The sequence below is a fragment of the Brevundimonas sp. DS20 genome (assembly GCF_001310255.1).
GTDB classification, from domain to species: Bacteria; Pseudomonadota; Alphaproteobacteria; order Caulobacterales; family Caulobacteraceae; genus Brevundimonas; species Brevundimonas aurantiaca.
The window spans coordinates 3,082,649-3,098,554 of sequence record NZ_CP012897.1; the positions used below are offsets into that span (position 1 = coordinate 3,082,649).

The window sequence follows — 15,906 nt, forward strand, 5'->3', positions numbered from 1 at the left end:
CCACTTGGAAAGCCGCGACCCTAGAAAGAGTCAGCCGTTCTGGAAATAGGGTTCCACCGTCCCCTGCAACTTGACGGTCAGGGCCTTGCCCTTGCGGTCCACGCGATTGCCCAGAGCCAGCCGCACCCAGCCCTCGGAGACGCAATATTCCTCGACATTGGTCTTTTCCTCGCCCTTGAACCGGACGCCGACGCCGCGCTGCAACGCCTCGGCGTCGTGATAGGGGCTGGACGGGTCGACGGAGAGGCGGTCGGGAGGCGTGTCGGACATGGTCGGTCAGCGGGCTCGTAGGTCGGAAAGGCGCGGTGATAGCCGCGCCCGGCCGCCCTGCCAACCGAAACCGCCGCTCAGAACCCGAGCCAGAGCCGCGCCAGCGGTATGGCCAGCCACAGGGGCGCCGTCAGCAGGCCGCGCGCCAGCGGGCGCCGAAGGCGGTGCGCAATATACAAGACTTCCCCGAGCATGGCGGACCATCCTCAATGCCTCGCCCCCAAATCGGGCGTGAAGGGAGGATGCGCCCAAATGGGTTAGCGGATCGCCGTCATCCCACTAAGGATGAATCCGCAAGGGACGTCACTGCACCGTCTGGCGCGGCTGGGCGTCGGCGGCCGAGGGCTGATAGGCTTGGGGACCGCTGGCCGGAGCGGCGGCGGGGGTCGCGGTCGGGCGGGCGGCTGGACGGTTCGCCGGGCGGCGGGCGGCCGGACGCGGGGTCTGACGCGCCGGGGTCGCCGCAGCAGGCGTCGGCGCCGGGGACGCAGCCGTCGGACCAGAACCCGGCGTCGCGGGCGCGGCGGCGGCCGGGGCGGGGGTCGCTTCGGCGGCGGCGGCGCGGGCCGCCATCTGCTGCGCCTGGAAGCGGGCGGCCATCTTCTCCGTCAGCTCCTTGGCCTGGGCCGGCGTCATCTGGGCCATGACGGCCGCCAGGGTGCGCGGCCGCATGGCCGCCGCGACCGGCAGACGAACCCGATCCTCCAGCGAAGCCATGACGGGGGCGGCGTCCTTGGGCCGCATGGCCGAATAGACCTGAACCAGCCGGTCGATCTCGGCCTTTTCGCGCTCGTCGACCTGGCCCAGCATCTGCTTCATCTCGGCCTTCAGCGCCTCCAGCGCCTTGACCTTGGCGTCCAGCTTCTGCTCGGCGGCGACCATCAGCGGCAGGGTGGTGGCGAAGTCCTGATCCCGCGCGTCCAGCTCGGTTCGGCGCGCCGACAGGGACTGGATGATCTTCAGCTCGGCCGGAGAAATGCCGGCCTGCTGCGCCAGCTGTTCGGGCGAGAGCGCGCAGGTCCCGGCCGGGGCGGGCTTGGGCGCCGCAGCGGCGGCGGCCGGCGCAGCCTCCTCGGCCCAGGCCTTGGCGCCTTCGAACAGGCCCGGCGCGACGCCGACGGCGCGCACGGCGACGACCCCGCCGATGGCGACGGCGATCAGGGGGAGAAGGCGGGGGATGCGGGCCATGAAAGAAGGTTCCGAACTCAGGCGGCGAACAGGTCGTCGTCCAGATTACGACGCGCGGCGTTGAGGCTTTGTTTTGCGGTTTGGTTAGCGGAGCCGACGGCGGTCAGGGCCTGGACGATGGCGGCGACATTGTCGCGCCCGGCCGGCGCCCGGCCCGTCGCGGCGCTCGCGACGGTCGGGGTCATGCCCTGGATGCGTTCGGCCAGGGCGGCCATGCGGCGGGCGCGCTCGTCGTCGTCATTGACCAGGGCGGCCGGCGAAGGGGCGATCGCGGCCGAACGAACCGGTTCGGGACGGGCGACCGCCTCCTCTTCCCGGCTCCGGCTCGTCGCGGTCGGGGCCCGCGCGATCAGAACCTCCAGCTGCTGCTTGACCTCGCGCGCCTTGATGATCCGGTCGTGCAGCAGATCCGTCTCCTGGCCCGAAGCGCGCAGATTGGCGAGGGCGGCCTCGGCGCGGCCGGCGGCGGCGTTCAGCTCGGTCACCGCCTGGGCGAAGGCGATCTGCCCGGTGCGAAGGGCCGCCAGCTTGCGCTCCAGCTTGATCCCGTAGCCGACCGCCGCGACCAGCAGCAGCATCAGGACGGCGTCCATGATCATTCCAGCCATCAGCGCGCGCCCTTTATTCTTGCGGCGGATTCAGGGCTGATCGGCCCTTCGACGCGCACGGCGATATGTTGTCCCTTTCGGCCCATGCGACCGGTCGTCAGGGGGATGGAGCCCGCACGGATCGAAACCTCCGAATCCGGCGTGGCGTTCAGCATCATCGTGTCCCCGACCTTCAGGTTCAGGACGCTGGACAGGGGCATGACCTGCTCGTCCAGCACCGCCCGCACCTCGGTTTCGGTGGTCCAGATCTCGGTGGCCAAGTGGCCTTCCCAGATGTTGTCGCGGCCGAACTTCTCACCCATGAACTGCTGCAGCAGCATCTTGCGGATCGGCTCCAGCGTCGCATAGGGCAGGAGCAGTTCGATCCGTCCGCCGCGATCCTCCATGTCGATCCGCAGCTTGATCAGGATGGCGGCGTTGGCCGGGCGCGCAATGGCGGCGAAGCGCGGATTGGTCTCCAGCCGGTCCAGATTGAAGGTGACCGGGGTCAAGGGCTCGAACGCCTGGCGGGCGTCGTTCAGCACCACCTCCACCATCCGCTGCACCAGCACCCGTTCGATGGTGGTGTAGGGCCGCCCCTCGATCCGCAGGGCCGCCGTGCCGCGACGGCCGCCCAGCAGCACGTCGACGATCGAATAGATCAGGTTGGAATCGACGGTCAGCAGGCCGTAGTTGTCCAGTTCCTCGGCCCGAAACACCGCCAGGATGGCCGGCAGAGGGATGGAGTTCAGATAGTCGCCGAACCGGATCGACGAGATGTTGTCCAGCGACACCTCGACGTTGTCCGAGGTGAAGTTGCGCAAGCTGGTCGTCATCAACCGCACCAGGCGGTCGAACACGATTTCCAGCATCGGCAGGCGTTCGTATGAGACGAGCGCCGAGTTGATGATGGCGCGAATGCCGGACTTTTCCGACCCGTCGTCGTCGCCGAGATCGAAGCCCAGCAGGCTGTCGATCTCGTCCTGGTTCAGGACGCGCTCGGACAGGGCGTCCGCAGGATCGCCCAGTCCGGCCAGGGAATCGATCGGCGCGTCGGTCATCGCCTATTGCACCAGCATTTCTTCGATCAGAACGGCGTCGACCTTGCCCGGCGCGGCGACCAGATTGATGCGGCGCAGAAGCTCGGCGCGCAGCTGATAGGTGCCGGCGGAACCGCTCAGATCCTCGGGGCGAAGCTCCCGCACGAAGCCCGTGAACATGTCCTGCAGGCGCGGCATTTCTTCCTGCAGATGCGTCGCCACCTCGGCGTCATGCATCTCCAGCGTCAGCTTCAGCTTCAGGAAGGTGGGGCGTCCGTCCGGCGACTGGATGTTCATCACCATGTCCGGCAGGGTGTAGAAGGTGACGCCGTCCGGCCCTTCCGAAATCTTGCCCAGCGACGGATCGGCCTCGCCCTCCTTGCCGCCCCCGCCGTGGCCGCCGCCCTTTTCCTCGCCCTTCTTCTCTTCCTTGCCGTGACCGCCCTTTTCCTCGGCCTTGGCTTCGCCGTGGCCGCCTTCCGCTGCGGCGGCTTCCTCGCCATGCGTCTCGGCCGGCTTGGGCTTCATCAGGAAGAAGGCCGCCGCGCCGCCGCCGCCCAGGACCAGCAGGGCGACCGGGGCGATGATGAACAGGATCGGCAGCTTCTTTTTCTTGGGCGCGCCTTCTTCGCCCTCGGCGCCCGCCTCGGCCTCGGCCTCGGCCGCGTCGGCGCTGGGGTCGCCCTTCTTCTTGCCAAGTTTCAACATGCGCTCGCCCCGGAGAATCTACAGGGGAAGATCGGCCCGGCTTGGTTAATGCGACGTTTACAAACGGCAGTTTTTGCCGGGCGAACCCGGCCCTCCTCCCCCGCAAAGCCCCGCCGCGCCTGAATTAACCCTGTTGGCACGGTCATTGCGTAAGGGATTTCGAAGGAGCCTCGTCGTGGAAAACGCCGCCTATATCGGACTGTCCCGTCAGATGACGCTGCGCCGCGAGCTGGACATCGTGGCCAACAACATCGCCAACGCCGACACCACCGGCTTCAAGGTGGAGCAGCTGATGGTCGGGACGGAAATCGGCCAGCGGGCGCGCAACGACGCCATCCGGCCGTCCGCCAGCTTCGTGCTGGACAACGGCGTCGGCCGGGACTTCGGCCAGGGCGCCATGTCCGAGACGGGCCGCACGCTGGACTTCGCCATCGCCGGAGAAGGCGCCTTCTTCACCGTCCGCGACGGCGCGAACGGCGAGGCCTATACCCGCGACGGCGCCTTCACCCTGGACCCTGAGGGCCGGTTGACCACCAAACAGGGCGCGCCTGTGCTGAGCGGCGGCGCCGAGGTCGTGCTGGACCCTGCGCTGGGCGCCATATCGGTCGGCGCGGACGGGACCATCACCCAGGCGGGCCAGATCACCGGCCGCCTCTCCGTCGTCCGCTTTGACACCCTCGGCGTTCTGGAGAAGGGCGGCGACGGCCTCTACCGCAACAGCTCGAACACCCAGCCGGTCGAGGCGAACGACGCCCAGGTCCATCAGGGCGCTCTGGAAGCCTCCAACGTCAACTCCCTCGTCGAGATCACCAACCTGGTCGAGATCAGCCGCGCCTATGAGAGCGTCACCCGGATGATCGAGAACACCACCGACCTGAGCCGTCGCGCCGTCGAGCGCCTCGGCAAGGTCGCATAAGGAACCCTGGACATGCGCGCACTTCGCACCGCCGCCTCGGGCATGGCCGCCCAGCAGCTGAACGTGGAGGTCATCTCCAACAACATCGCCAACATGAACACGGTGGGCTTCAAGAAGCAGCGCGCCGAGTTCCAGGATCTGCTCTATCAGAACGTCGAACGGATGGGGGCCCAGTCCTCCAGCCAGGGCACGGTCGTCCCGACGGGCATTCAGATCGGCGCCGGCGTCAAGGCCGGGGCGGTCTATCGCGTGACCGAACAGGGCACGCCCCAGCAGACCGGCAATCCCTATGACATGGCGATCGACGGCCGCGGCTATTTCCAGGTGACCCTGCCCTCGGGCGAGATCGGCTACACTCGCGCGGGCAATCTGCAGCTCAGCCCCGAAGGCCAGATCGTCACCGACGACGGCTATCCTCTGGAACCGGCGATCTCGATCCCGCAGGACACGGTCAAGCTGACCATCTCCAAGACCGGCCTGGTCCAGGCGACGCAGCAGGGTCAGACGGCGCCGACCACCGTGGGCCAGATCCAGTTGGCGACCTTCTTCAACGAGGCGGGGCTGGAAGCGATCGGCGACAATCTTTTGCTGGAGACGGCCGCCTCGGGCGCCGCCAACATCGGCTCGCCCGGCGACGTCGGTTTCGGCCAGATCCTGCAGGCCTATACCGAAGCCTCGAACGTCGATGCGGTGTCCGAGATCAGCGCCCTGATCATCGCCCAGCGCGCCTATGAGATGAACTCCAAGGTCATATCGACGGCGGACCAGATGATGTCGGTCACCTCCCAGGTGAAGGGCTGAGCCATGAAGATCGTTCGTAACGCCCTGGCCCTGACCGCCGTCTTCGCCGCGATCGCCGGCGCCGCCTCAGCCGGCTCGGTGGTCCTGAAGTCCAACCCTGTCGACGACGACGGCCGGGTGACGCTGGGCGACCTGTTCGAGGGCGCGGGCGCCGCCTCTGAGGTGGTGGTGGCCCAGCGCGTTGGCCCGTCCGTCGTTCTGGAAGCCGGCGCCCTTCAGGCCCAGGCGCGTCAGGCGGGTCTGGACTGGGACAATCCGACGGGCCTGCGTCGAGTCGCCGTGCGTCGCGCCGCCGCCGTCCCGGTTCAGACCGCCGCCGCCTCGGCCGGCCAGACGGCCCGCCCCGCCTTTGTCTCCGCCGGCGCCCAGGTCATCGCCCGCAACGACATGGTGCGCGTCACCTATCAGGTCGGGGGCGTCAATCTCAGCGTCATGGGCAAGGCGCTGCGCAACGCCGCCCTGGGCGAGCCCGTGGCGGTCATGAACACCTCCTCCAACCGCATCATCGACGCCGTGGCCTCCGGTCCCGGCCAGGCCGTCGCCGGTCCCGCCGCCGACATGGCCCGCGCCAATCCTCAACAATTCGCCGCCCGCTAGGGAAGTCCGTCATGCGTAAGCTCGTCCTCGCCGCCGCCGTCTCCGCCGCCGCCTCCCTGGGCGCCTGCTCCACCGCCGTCGAGGCGGTGCGCGGCCCCCAGCTGGCGCCCATCGGCTATCCCGCCGCCCTGGTTCCCACCCAGCAGGCCTATATGGCCGCCCCGGCGATGCGGACTGAATCGACCCCCGCCAGCGCCAACAGCCTGTGGCGGGTCGGCGCCCGCACCTTCTTCGGCGACCAGCGCGCCCGTCACGTCGGCGACATCCTGACCGTCCGCATCGACATCGACGACCGCGCCCAGACCCAGAACACGACCCAGCGGTCGCGGTCCAACGACGCCTCGACCGGAGTGTCCAACTTCTTCGGCCTAGAGAGCAGCCTGGGCCGCGCCTTCCCCGGCGGTTTCGATCCGGCCAAGATGGTCGGGCTGGAAGGCGAAACGAACGCCTCGGGCTCGGGCTCGGTCAACCGGTCCGAAAAGGTCTCTCTGACCATCGCCGCCGTCGTCACCGAGGTTCTGGCCAACGGCAATATGGTCATCCAGGGCCGCCAGGAGGTCCGCACCAATCGTGAGGTTCGCGAACTGACCGTCGCCGGCATCGTGCGGCCGGAAGACATCTCCTCGGCCAATTCGATCAACCACACCCAGATCGCCGAGGCCCGCATCTCCTACGGCGGCCGCGGCGACATCAGCCGGATGCAGGCCACGCCCGCCGCCCAGAGCCTGGTGGAGCGCTTCAGCCCCTTCTGACCCGCTGCGGCGCGAAAGCCACAACCATCAGCCGCACAAGCGGAGCCGTGAACTGTTGACGAATACCCGCGTTTGACCGTCAGACGCGAGTTAATGAAATGTTCAAGGTCCTGATCCCCGCCGCCGCCGCCATCGCCTTGGTCGCCTTCGCCGCCAAGCCGCAGGCGACCGAGCCCTCGGCCCCGATGTCGGCGGAAGCGCCGGCCATGGCCTGGCATCTGAGCCACGAGGGCGCCATGGCCAAGCTGGCCTACGGCGTGGCTAACTCCGATCAGTTGGCCCTGATGGTCACCTGCTCGCCCGGCGACCGGACGGCCGTGGTCTATGGCGACGTTCAGCCGGACACGCCTCGCCTGATCAACGCCTCGCACGGTCCCAGCCTTATCGATCCCTTGACCGGCGGCGACGCTACGGAGTCGCGCCTGTCCTTGCAGGACGCCAGTCTGAAGGGTCTCGCCGACCGCGGCGTGATGCGGGTTCAGGGCGATGCAGGCCAGTTCGACCTGACCGCTGACAGGGCCGAGCGGCGGATGATCGCGGACTTTCTGGCCTATTGCGGATCTTCGCGCGCTTGACAAAATACGCGGCTGACGCAGGCTTGACTTCCACCGCCAGCAGGGCCGACCGATGAACCTCATTCTCGCCGCCCTCCTGGCTTTCGGCCAGGCGGGAGCTCCGCACGCCGCCCCGGTCTGGACCTGGACCCTTTATGAGAACGAGGGTCCGGTCGTTCTGGCCAATGAGGCGCCCGACACGCCCAATCTTCGCGCCACCGTGGAATGTGATCCGCGCTCAGGCGTCGTGGACCTTACCGTATACAAGGAAGACGCCCCGGCGCCCGGCGCCGCCTTCGCGCGCCTGAGCTCCGGCGACGTCGCCGCGACCAGTCCGGCCCGGTTCGGACGGCGGGGACGGCTGCAGGTGACGGTCCGCACCGACCATCCGCTGTTCGCCGCCTTCGTCGGCTCGGGCGATCTGACCATTCAGACGGGCGATCGAACAGACCGGGTGGCCATCCCCCGCGCCCATCTTGCCAAGCTGCGCCGTTTGGCGGACCGTTGCGCCGGTTGAGGAGACCGACGATGTCCCGGCTTAAGCTGATCCCGCCCCTTCTGTCCGTCGCGGCCCTGGCCGCCTGCGCGACCCAGCCGCCGACGGCCGACCTGTCCCCGGCCGCATCCGCCCCCGCACCGACGCCGGGCTACGACTGGATCCGCAACACGGACGAGCCGCCGCAACAGGCTCTGGTCTACGGCATGGCCCACAGCGACGAAGTCAAGCTTCAGCTCTTCTGCCGTCCCGGTTCCGACACCCTGGATCTGGCCGCCATACTCGACAAGCCGGCGCGCCAGCTGCGGCTGGAGTCCGGCGGCGACACCGAAACCTATCGCGCCACTTCTGAAGAGGCGGCGATCAGCGACGGCTACTACGCCCAGGCCCGCGCCAGCACCAAGGACCCCGTCTTCCAGCGGTTCCGCCGGCTGGGCTGGATCGCCGTCTGGGACGGGGACGAACGTCACGCCTACGCCGCCCGCCCCGCCGCCCTGGCCGAGATCGAACGCTTCTTCGCCGCCTGCGGATGACGGCTTGACGCCCCCCGTCCGCTCCGCTTGCGTGGCGGTGGAAAGCGGAGGGCGTCATGAAGATCATCGGTTTGGCCGTTGCGGCCGGTTTGGCGACGGCGGCGACCGGCGCGGCTGCGGCCCCGCAGGCTGCGCAGACGGGGGGCCCGGTGACGGCGCCGGCGACGGCCCGCCCGGCTGAGGCGGCGCTGAACGCCCTGATCGCGGACTACGAAACCTATCTGAAGGCGATCGACCCCTTCGCTGCGGGCGGAGAGGGCGATGTGGAGGCCATGGGCCGGGTTCCCGACCTGTCGCGCGCCTTCGAACTGGCCCAGCGCGCGCCGCTGGAAGCCTTCGTCGCCCGGCTCGAGACCATCGACCCGGCAAGTCTTTCCCAGGCGGCGCGGATCAATCACGCCTTTCTGCTGTACAGCCTGAAGCGCGGCGTCGAGGGTCTGGATTACGACGCCTCTCGCCTGGCCTTCGACAGCGAAGGCGGGCCCGGAACCTGGGCCCTCTATGTCGGTCAGAGCACCCGGCTGAACACGGTGGCGGAGGCCCAGGCCTATATCCGGCGCATCCGGGGCTTCGGCGACATCTACGCCCAGACCACCGATAACGCCCGGCGGGGTCTCGCCACCGGCATGGTCCAGCCCCGCTCCGTCACCGAAAGCGCCCTGGCCGGGGCGCGCAACGACGTGGCGATCACGCCCGAGGACGAGCCCCTGCTCAAACCCTTCGCCACCCTGCCGGCCACCATCGCCCCCGCCGACCGCGACCGGCTGAGGGCCGAGGCCGCCGCTGCGGTCGCCGCCGTCATCGTCCCCGCGCGCCAAGCCTGGCTGACCTTCCTGGAGACCGAATACCTGCCCCAGGCTCCGATCGAGCCCGGTCTGGGCAACCGCCCCGGCGGCAAGGCCCTCTACGCCTATCTGGTGCGCGGCCACACCACCACGGACCTGACGCCGGACCAGATCCACCAGATCGGCCTGTCCGAGGTCGCCCGCATCCGCGCCCGGATGGAGATCGAGATGAAGGCCGCCGGCTGGACCGGCGACTTCGCCGGCTTTTTGAACTTCCTGCGCACCGACCCGCAATTCTACGCCCAGACGCGCGAGGACCTGCTGGAGAAGGCGTCGGAGATGGCCAAGCGTGCGGACGGCGGCCTGCCCGCCCTGTTCGCCACCCTGCCCCGCCTGCCCTATGACGTGCAGCCGGTCCCGCCCCAGATCGAGGCGACCTACACCACCGGCCGCTACAATCCCGGCTCTATGCAGAACGGCGTCCCTGGCCACTATGTGGTCAACACGTCGAAGCTCGACCAGCGCCCCCTGTACGAACTGCCGGCCCTGAGCCTGCACGAGGCCGTGCCCGGCCACCACCTTCAGATCGCCCTGCAGCAGGAGGCCGAGGACCAGCCCTATTTCCGCCGCCAGGCCAATGTGACGGCCTTCACCGAAGGCTGGGGTCTCTATTCCGAGTTCCTGGGCGAGGAGATGGGCTTTTATCGCACGCCCTATGAACGCTTCGGCCGCCTGTCCTACGAGATGTGGCGCGCCTGCCGCCTGGTGGCCGACACCGGCCTGCACTGGATGGGCTGGTCGGAAGAACAGGCCCGCGCCTGTTTCCGCGACAACTCGGCCCTGGCGCCCCACAATATCGAGACCGAGCTTCAGCGCTACATCGGCTGGCCCGGCCAGGCCACGGCCTACAAGATCGGCGAGATCCGCCTGCGCGAAATCCGCGCCCGGGCGGAACGCGAACTGGGGCCGAAGTTCAACATCCGCACCTTCCACGACGCCCTGCTGACGGAGGGCCCGCTGCCGCTGGCCCTGCTGGACCAGCGGATGGACGCCTGGATCGCGGCGGAGAAATAGGACCTTCCCCCGCTTGCGGGGGAAGTGTCAGGTCGTGGCGCGCAGCGACACGCCTGACGATGGGGGAAGTCTTCTGTTCAAACGAGACTCCCCTCTCCGACCCTGGTCCGCTGCGCGGACGCCGGGCCACCTCTCCCGCGAGCGGGAGAGGGTCTTAAGCCCACGCCGGAACCGGCAGGCCCTTCGACGTCAGGAATTCCGGGTTGAACAGCTTGGACGCATAGCGCGACCCCGGATCGCACAGGCAGGTGACGATGGTCTTGCCCGGCCCGATCTCGCGCGCCAGCCGCACGGCCCCGGCGATGTTGACCCCGGCCGATCCGCCCAGCGACAGACCTTCGTGCTTCACCAGATCGAACAGGATCGGCAGAAACTCCGCATCCTCGATCCGGTAGGCGTAATCCGGCTTGAACCCCTCCAGATTGCCGGTGATCCGCGCCACCCCGATCCCCTCGGTGATCGACGAGCCCTCGCCCGTCATCTCGCCCTTGGTGAACCAGTTGAACAGGGCCGCGCCGGCGGGATCGGCCAGGGCGATGGTCACCTCGGGCTTCTTCTCGCGCAGATAGGCGGCGACGCCCGAGATGGTGCCGCCCGACCCCACGGCCGAGACGAAGGCGTCGATCTGGCCGCCCGTCTGTTCCCAGATTTCCGGCGCTGTCGTCGTATAATGGGCGTCTCGGTTGGCGGTGTTGTCGAACTGGTTCGCCCAGATAGCGCCCGCCTCCTCGCTCTCGTTCAGCTCGGTCGCCAGACGGCCCGAATAATGGACGAAATGGTTGGGACTGGAGAAGGGGGCGGCGTCCACCTCGACCAGGCGTGCGCCCAGCGACCGGATGGCCGACTTCTTCTCCTCCGACTGGGTGCGGGGCATGACGATGACCACCGGATGGCCCAGGGCCGCCCCGACCAGGGCCAGGCCGATGCCGGTATTGCCCGCCGTGCCCTCGACGATGGCGCCGCCGGGCTTCAGCGCGCCCGACGCCCGCGCGCCCTGAACGATGGACAGGGCGGCGCGGTCCTTGATCGAGCCGCCGGGGTTCATGAACTCGGCCTTGCCCAGGATTTCGCAGCCCGTCTCGTCGGACAGGCGATTCAGGCGGACCAGCGGCGTATGGCCGATCAGGTCGATGACAGACGGTGTGACGGACACGTTTCAGCTTTCAGGCGAGGTCGAACGGGAGGACGATCAGGCGGCGACCTGACGCTTGCCTAGGTGGATGCCGCATTCGACCTTGTCCATCCCCGACCAGCGTCCGGCCCGCGCGTCTTCGTCGTCTTCGACGGCGCGGGTGCAGGGCCAGCAGCCGATGGAGCGGTAGCCCTGCTCGACCAAGGGATGACGCGGCAGGTCGTGCGCCTCCAGCCAGGCCTCGACAGCGTCGGCGTCCCAGTCCGCCAGTGGGTTGATCCGCAGCACCCCGTCCAGCACCTCGAACGGCTTCAACTCGGCGCGAGTGGCGGCCTGATAGCGTTTGCGTCCAGTGATCAGGGCGTTGAACCCGACCGTCGCCCGCGCCAGGGGCCGCACCTTCCGCAGGTCGCAGCAGGCGTCGGCGTCGGTCTTCCACAGGTCGTCGCGGGCGTCCAGGGCCGCCTTCTCGTTCGCATCCGGCGTGACCAGACGCACATCCGTCAGCCCCAGGGTCTTGGTCAGCTGGGTGCGATAGGACAGGGTCTGGAGGAAATGCTGGCCGGTCTCCAGGAAGACCACCGGCACGTCCCGGTCCGTCTCGGCCACGATGTGCAGCAGGGCCGCCGATTCCGCCCCGAACGAGGATATGGCGCCGACGCGCAGGCCCAGGGCCGGATCCAGCGCCGCCTTCAGGATCTCGGACGCCTCCTTGCCCTCGGTCTGGCGGTTCAACCGGTCGGCCAGGGCCTGCAGATCCCGATCGTTCGACGCCGCCCGCCGCCTTTGCCAGATGGTCGGGGCCGGATCGACAGCCGGCTGATAGGAGCCGCTGAAAGCCTGATCCATCCGCGCCCAGGCCGCCGTGTCAGCGCCCGGCGCCAGTTCCACCGCATCGAATCCCGACCGCCGCAGATGGCGCGCCTGGTCCGGCAGGACCTTGCCCGCCGCGATCAGCCGCCCAGCGTAGCCCCGCTCGCGCAGCACCGCCGCCAGCGAGAAGCCGCGCCCGTCGCGAAAGGCGTCAAACTCCAGCACCAGGACGTCGGTTGCGGCGGCGGCCGCCTCGACCTCCTCCAGCGGGGTCGTCACCGGCAGGCGCGGTCCGTTCTGAACTCCCTCAAGCGTTTGCAGCATCGAGCGTCTCATAGATGGCGTCGCGGAAGGGATCGGGTCCGACACGGCGCACCGTGTCGATGAACCGCTCGCCCTCGGCGCGGATTTGCAGATAGCGGTCCAGGGTCCGCTGAATGGCGGGCGCGACTTCGTCCGCCGGCAGGCTCTTGCCGACGATGTCGCCCAGGGCCGCCTGTTCGTCGGGCGAGCCGCCGACGGTGATCTGGTAGTATTCCTCGCCCTTCCGGTCGACGCCCAGCACCCCGATGTGGCCGACGTGGTGGTGGCCGCAGGCGTTGATGCAGCCGCTCATATTGATCCGGACCGGCCCCAGCCTCTCCTGATAGTCCAGGTCCGCCAGTCGCTTCGACAAGGCCTGGGCCACCGGGATCGACCGGGCGTTGGCCAGGCTGCAATAGTCCAGTCCCGGACAGGCGATGACGTCTGTCGCCAGATCGGCGTTGGCCGTGGCCAGCCCCGCCTCCAGCAGCGCCCGCCAGACCGTCGGCACGTCGTCCAGCTTCACATGGGGCAGGACCAGGTTCTGCTCATAGGCAGCGCGCAGTTCGTCGAAGGCGTAGCGTTCGGCGAGGTCCGCCACCGCGTCCATCTGGTCCGCCGTGATGTCGCCCGGCACCCCGCCGACCGGCTTCAGCGACACCACCACCGAGGCGTAGCCCGCCTGGCGGTGACGCCGCACATTGTTCCGCGCAAACCGCGCAAAGTCCGGATCGGCCAGCAGGGCGCGCTCGAACGGAGCGCTGGCCTTGGGCAGATCCTCGAACGGCGGCGGGGCGAAATAGGCCTTGATCCGCTCGGCCTCGTCCTCGGGGATCCGCAGGTCTTCCAGGCGCAGGGTGGCGTAGTGTTTGTCCACCTCCTCGCGGAAGGCCTCCAGCCCGACCGAGGCGACCAGGATCTTGATCCGCGCCTTATGGATATTGTCGCGCCGTCCCAAGAGGTTCCACGCCCGCAATATGGCGGTCAGATAGGCCAGCAGGTCCGCAGCCGGAACCGCCGAGGCGATCTCCTGGCCGATATGGGGCAGTCGCCCCTGCCCCCCGCCGACGAAGACGCGGAAGGCCGTCCCGCCGTCCTCGCCCTTTACGATCTGGAGGCCCACGTCATGGGTCCGGATCGCCGCCCGGTCCTTCTCGGCCCCGATCACCGCGATCTTGAACTTGCGCGGCAGGAACGAGAATTCCGGATGGATGGTCGACCACTGTCGGATGATCTCGCACCAGGGCCGCGGATCCTCGATCTCGTCCTCCGCCGCCCCGGCGAAGACGTCGGTCGTGGTGTTGCGGATGCAGTTGCCCGAGGTCTGGATGGCGTGCATCTCGACATCGGCCAGATCGCTCAGGATCGCCGGCAGGTCCGTCAGGGCCGGCCAGTTGTACTGGATGTTCGTCCGCGTCGTGAAATGGCCGTAGCCCTTGTCATAGGTGCGGGCGATATGGGCCAGCCGGCGCATCTGGCGGCTGTTGAACGTTCCATAGGGAATGGCGACCCGCAGCATATAGGCGTGAAGCTGCAGATAGACCCCGTTCATCAGCCGCAGCGGCTTGAACTCGTCCTCGGTCAGGGCGCCGGAGGCGCGGCGCGCCACCTGGTCGGAAAACTCCGCCACCCGCTCACGCACCAGGGCGTAATCGAACTCGTCATAGCGATACATCAGCCCACGCCTCCCGCCACGCTGTGGCCGACGGTCGGGCCGGCGGCGCGAATCCGCTCCTTCAGCCGATCCCGGCCCGACGGCGCGCGATCCTGCACCTCGACCAGATAGGGATTGACGAAGACGTCGGGCCGCCCGGCGACCTCCGCCAGCACGATCTCGGCCGCGGCCTCGTCCAGGGTCGAAGCCTCGTCCAGGCGCTCGACCGGCTGATTGTTCAGGCCGGCATAGATGACGCGGCCGTCCGACAGGCGGTTTGCGGTCACGATCTTCACGCCGCGAACTCCGCCCGGACGTCCAGCTGAGCCGCCGAAAACGCCGCCGTCTCGCCGACGAACAATAGGGCCGGACCGGTCAGATGGGCGCCCCGCACCAGGGCGCCGAGCCCGTCCAGCCGCCCCGTCAGCACCCGCTCGTCCGGCCGGCTGCCGTTCTCGACGATGGCGACTGGGGTCGAGCCAGACCGCCCCGCCGCCATCAGCCTGGCCGCCGTCTTCTCGGCCCGGTCCACGCCCATATAGATGGCCAGGGTATGGTTCGGGGCCGCCAGTCGGGTCCAGTCGGCGTCGACGCCGCCCGGCTTGGCCTGGGCCGTCACGAAGGTCACCGCCTGGGCGTGCTCGCGGTGCGTCAGAGGGATCCCGGCCGAAGCCGCGCAGGCCAGGGCCGCCGTCACCCCCGGCACCACAAAGACCGGAACCCCGGCCGCCCGCATCGCTTCCAGCTCCTCGCCGCCGCGCCCGAAGACGAAGGGATCGCCGCCCTTCAACCGCACCACCCGGTGACCGGCCTTGGCCTCCTCGATCATCAGGGCCTCGATCTGATCTTGGGGCACGGAATGTTCGCCGCGCGCCTTGCCGACATACAGCCGCTTGGCGTCGCGCCGCGCCCGTTCCAGCACGGCCTCGGGCACCAGCCGGTCGTGAATGATCACGTCGGCGTCCTGCAACACCCGCAGCGCCTTCAGGGTCAGCAGCTCAGGATCGCCCGGCCCCGCCCCGACGATATGGACCACCCCCTGTTCGGGCGCGGCGACGTTCAGCAGCCGCAGCATCTCGCGCCGCGCCTCGGCCGTGCGGCCCGCCGCCGCCAGATCGGCCGCCGGACCCCGGAAGGCCTTCTCCCAGAACCGCCGCCGGGCCATGAAGTCCGGCACGCTGGCCTTGACGGTGTCGCGCAGTTCGCGCGCCATTCGGGCCACATTGGCCAGGCCGGCCGGCAGAACCCCTTCGATCCGCGAGCGCACGTCGCGGGCCAGTATGGGCGCCGATCCCCCGGTGGCGACCCCGATCACCACCTCGTCCCGGTCGATCAGGGCCGGGGTCTGGAAGTCGCTCAGATGGGGCTTGTCCACCACATTGACCTGGGCCCCCGCCGCCCGCGCCAGGGCGCCCAGCCGCGTCAGTTCGTCCGCGTCGTCCAAGGCCATAAAGACCAGACGCGCCCCCCCCAGATCCTGGGCCTGGGGCGCGCGCAGCACCGGCTCCGGCGCGCTCAGCGGGATTTCCATCCGGGGCGGGGCGCCGTCAGGCGCGAACCACAGCAGCTGGGCCGGCGTGTTCAGGAACAGTCGCAGCTTGGCCAGGGCGGGCTCACCGCCGCCGATGATCACGATCTTGGCGGCCTCAAGCGGAATGGAGGCGAGAAATACACGCATCGTCTTGCTTTCAGGGCCGGCGTCG

General features: G+C 68.9%; 18 protein-coding genes. 8 read left to right on the forward strand and 10 right to left on the reverse strand.

Going from position 1 to position 15,906, the window contains the following annotated elements:
* Positions 1-30: 30 nt before the first annotated feature.
* The 5 genes from JL11_RS15110 to JL11_RS15130 all read right to left on the reverse strand — a co-directional run bounded on the left by JL11_RS15110 (position 31) and on the right by JL11_RS15130 (position 3,793).
* Positions 31-270, reverse strand: a complete 240-nt coding sequence (locus JL11_RS15110; protein ID WP_054766378.1) for a DUF3297 family protein — start codon at positions 268-270, stop codon at positions 31-33.
* Positions 271-573: 303 nt separating this feature from the next.
* On the reverse strand, positions 574-1,458 hold the full coding sequence (locus JL11_RS15115; protein ID WP_054766379.1) for a MotE family protein: 885 nt from the start codon (positions 1,456-1,458) through the stop codon (positions 574-576).
* 17 nt (positions 1,459-1,475) lie between these two features.
* Positions 1,476-2,066, reverse strand: a complete 591-nt coding sequence (locus JL11_RS15120) for a DUF6468 domain-containing protein (protein WP_054766380.1) — start codon at positions 2,064-2,066, stop codon at positions 1,476-1,478.
* The gene (fliM, locus tag JL11_RS15125; RefSeq protein WP_054766381.1) at positions 2,066-3,106 is read right to left on the reverse strand and encodes a flagellar motor switch protein FliM; all 1,041 of its coding nucleotides are present in this window, start codon (positions 3,104-3,106) and stop codon (positions 2,066-2,068) included. Before fliM ends, JL11_RS15120 begins: the two co-directional genes overlap by 1 nt.
* 3 nt (positions 3,107-3,109) lie before the next feature.
* A complete protein-coding gene (locus JL11_RS15130) occupies positions 3,110-3,793 on the reverse strand; it encodes a flagellar basal body-associated FliL family protein (protein WP_054766382.1) in 684 nt (227 codons plus the stop codon).
* Between the two features lie 175 nt (positions 3,794-3,968).
* On the opposite strand from JL11_RS15130, the gene flgF reads away from it, so the two are divergent.
* The 8 genes from flgF (at position 3,969) to JL11_RS15170 (ending at position 10,301) form a co-directional block, all read left to right on the forward strand.
* Positions 3,969-4,709, forward strand: a complete 741-nt coding sequence (gene flgF, locus JL11_RS15135; RefSeq protein ID WP_054766383.1) for a flagellar basal-body rod protein FlgF — start codon at positions 3,969-3,971, stop codon at positions 4,707-4,709.
* A gap of 12 nt (positions 4,710-4,721) precedes the next feature.
* Positions 4,722-5,510 (forward strand): flagellar basal-body rod protein FlgG, encoded by a 789-nt coding sequence (gene flgG / locus JL11_RS15140; RefSeq protein ID WP_054766384.1) that lies wholly within the window; start codon positions 4,722-4,724, stop codon positions 5,508-5,510.
* Between the two features lie 3 nt (positions 5,511-5,513).
* Complete coding sequence (locus JL11_RS18150) at positions 5,514-6,107, forward strand: flagella basal body P-ring formation protein FlgA (protein WP_054766385.1); 594 nt, start codon at positions 5,514-5,516, stop codon at positions 6,105-6,107.
* A gap of 11 nt (positions 6,108-6,118) precedes the next feature.
* Positions 6,119-6,859, forward strand: a complete 741-nt coding sequence (flgH, locus tag JL11_RS15150) for a flagellar basal body L-ring protein FlgH (protein WP_054766386.1) — start codon at positions 6,119-6,121, stop codon at positions 6,857-6,859.
* Positions 6,860-6,957: 98 nt separating this feature from the next.
* A complete protein-coding gene (locus JL11_RS15155) occupies positions 6,958-7,434 on the forward strand; it encodes a hypothetical protein (RefSeq protein ID WP_054766387.1) in 477 nt (158 codons plus the stop codon).
* A 52-nt stretch (positions 7,435-7,486) separates the two neighbouring features.
* Complete coding sequence (locus JL11_RS15160) at positions 7,487-7,930, forward strand: hypothetical protein (RefSeq protein ID WP_054766388.1); 444 nt, start codon at positions 7,487-7,489, stop codon at positions 7,928-7,930.
* An 11-nt stretch (positions 7,931-7,941) separates the two neighbouring features.
* Entirely contained in the window at positions 7,942-8,442 is a 501-nt protein-coding gene (locus tag JL11_RS15165; RefSeq protein WP_054766389.1) for a hypothetical protein, read from the forward strand.
* A gap of 56 nt (positions 8,443-8,498) precedes the next feature.
* Entirely contained in the window at positions 8,499-10,301 is a 1,803-nt protein-coding gene (locus JL11_RS15170) for a DUF885 domain-containing protein (RefSeq protein ID WP_054766390.1), read from the forward strand.
* A gap of 154 nt (positions 10,302-10,455) precedes the next feature.
* On the opposite strand, the gene JL11_RS15175 is transcribed toward JL11_RS15170, so the two are convergent.
* The 5 genes from JL11_RS15175 to cysG are packed head-to-tail and all read right to left on the reverse strand — an operon-like array spanning position 10,456 to position 15,881.
* Positions 10,456-11,454 carry a cysteine synthase A gene (locus tag JL11_RS15175; RefSeq protein ID WP_054766391.1) on the reverse strand — a complete coding sequence of 333 codons (999 nt, stop codon included), beginning with the start codon at positions 11,452-11,454 and terminating at the stop codon, positions 10,456-10,458.
* A gap of 36 nt (positions 11,455-11,490) precedes the next feature.
* Complete coding sequence (locus tag JL11_RS15180) at positions 11,491-12,570, reverse strand: phosphoadenylyl-sulfate reductase (RefSeq protein ID WP_082382729.1); 1,080 nt, start codon at positions 12,568-12,570, stop codon at positions 11,491-11,493.
* Positions 12,554-14,224 (reverse strand): nitrite/sulfite reductase, encoded by a 1,671-nt coding sequence (locus JL11_RS15185; protein WP_054766392.1) that lies wholly within the window; start codon positions 14,222-14,224, stop codon positions 12,554-12,556. The genes JL11_RS15180 and JL11_RS15185 overlap by 17 nt, the downstream gene beginning before the upstream one ends.
* Positions 14,224-14,499, reverse strand: a complete 276-nt coding sequence (locus tag JL11_RS15190; protein WP_007445714.1) for a DUF2849 domain-containing protein — start codon at positions 14,497-14,499, stop codon at positions 14,224-14,226. Before JL11_RS15190 ends, JL11_RS15185 begins: the two co-directional genes overlap by 1 nt.
* Positions 14,496-15,881: a siroheme synthase CysG gene (gene cysG / locus JL11_RS15195; RefSeq protein WP_054767021.1), complete on the reverse strand. Its 1,386-nt coding sequence runs from the start codon at positions 15,879-15,881 to the stop codon at positions 14,496-14,498. The genes JL11_RS15190 and cysG overlap by 4 nt, the downstream gene beginning before the upstream one ends.
* Positions 15,882-15,906 lie beyond the last annotated feature (25 nt).

Coding starts and splice junctions, on each gene's coding strand:
- JL11_RS15110 (WP_054766378.1), bottom strand. CDS start 270: ATGTCCGACACGCCTCCCGACCGCCTCTCCGTCGACCCGTCCAGCCCC.
- JL11_RS15115 (WP_054766379.1), bottom strand. CDS start 1,458: ATGGCCCGCATCCCCCGCCTTCTCCCCCTGATCGCCGTCGCCATCGGC.
- JL11_RS15120 (WP_054766380.1), bottom strand. CDS start 2,066: ATGGCTGGAATGATCATGGACGCCGTCCTGATGCTGCTGCTGGTCGCG.
- fliM (WP_054766381.1), bottom strand. CDS start 3,106: ATGACCGACGCGCCGATCGATTCCCTGGCCGGACTGGGCGATCCTGCG.
- JL11_RS15130 (WP_054766382.1), bottom strand. CDS start 3,793: ATGTTGAAACTTGGCAAGAAGAAGGGCGACCCCAGCGCCGACGCGGCC.
- flgG (WP_054766384.1), top strand. CDS start 4,722: ATGCGCGCACTTCGCACCGCCGCCTCGGGCATGGCCGCCCAGCAGCTG.
- JL11_RS18150 (WP_054766385.1), top strand. CDS start 5,514: ATGAAGATCGTTCGTAACGCCCTGGCCCTGACCGCCGTCTTCGCCGCG.
- flgH (WP_054766386.1), top strand. CDS start 6,119: ATGCGTAAGCTCGTCCTCGCCGCCGCCGTCTCCGCCGCCGCCTCCCTG.
- JL11_RS15155 (WP_054766387.1), top strand. CDS start 6,958: ATGTTCAAGGTCCTGATCCCCGCCGCCGCCGCCATCGCCTTGGTCGCC.
- JL11_RS15160 (WP_054766388.1), top strand. CDS start 7,487: ATGAACCTCATTCTCGCCGCCCTCCTGGCTTTCGGCCAGGCGGGAGCT.
- JL11_RS15165 (WP_054766389.1), top strand. CDS start 7,942: ATGTCCCGGCTTAAGCTGATCCCGCCCCTTCTGTCCGTCGCGGCCCTG.
- JL11_RS15170 (WP_054766390.1), top strand. CDS start 8,499: ATGAAGATCATCGGTTTGGCCGTTGCGGCCGGTTTGGCGACGGCGGCG.
- JL11_RS15180 (WP_082382729.1), bottom strand. CDS start 12,570: ATGCTGCAAACGCTTGAGGGAGTTCAGAACGGACCGCGCCTGCCGGTG.
- JL11_RS15185 (WP_054766392.1), bottom strand. CDS start 14,224: ATGTATCGCTATGACGAGTTCGATTACGCCCTGGTGCGTGAGCGGGTG.
- cysG (WP_054767021.1), bottom strand. CDS start 15,881: ATGCGTGTATTTCTCGCCTCCATTCCGCTTGAGGCCGCCAAGATCGTG.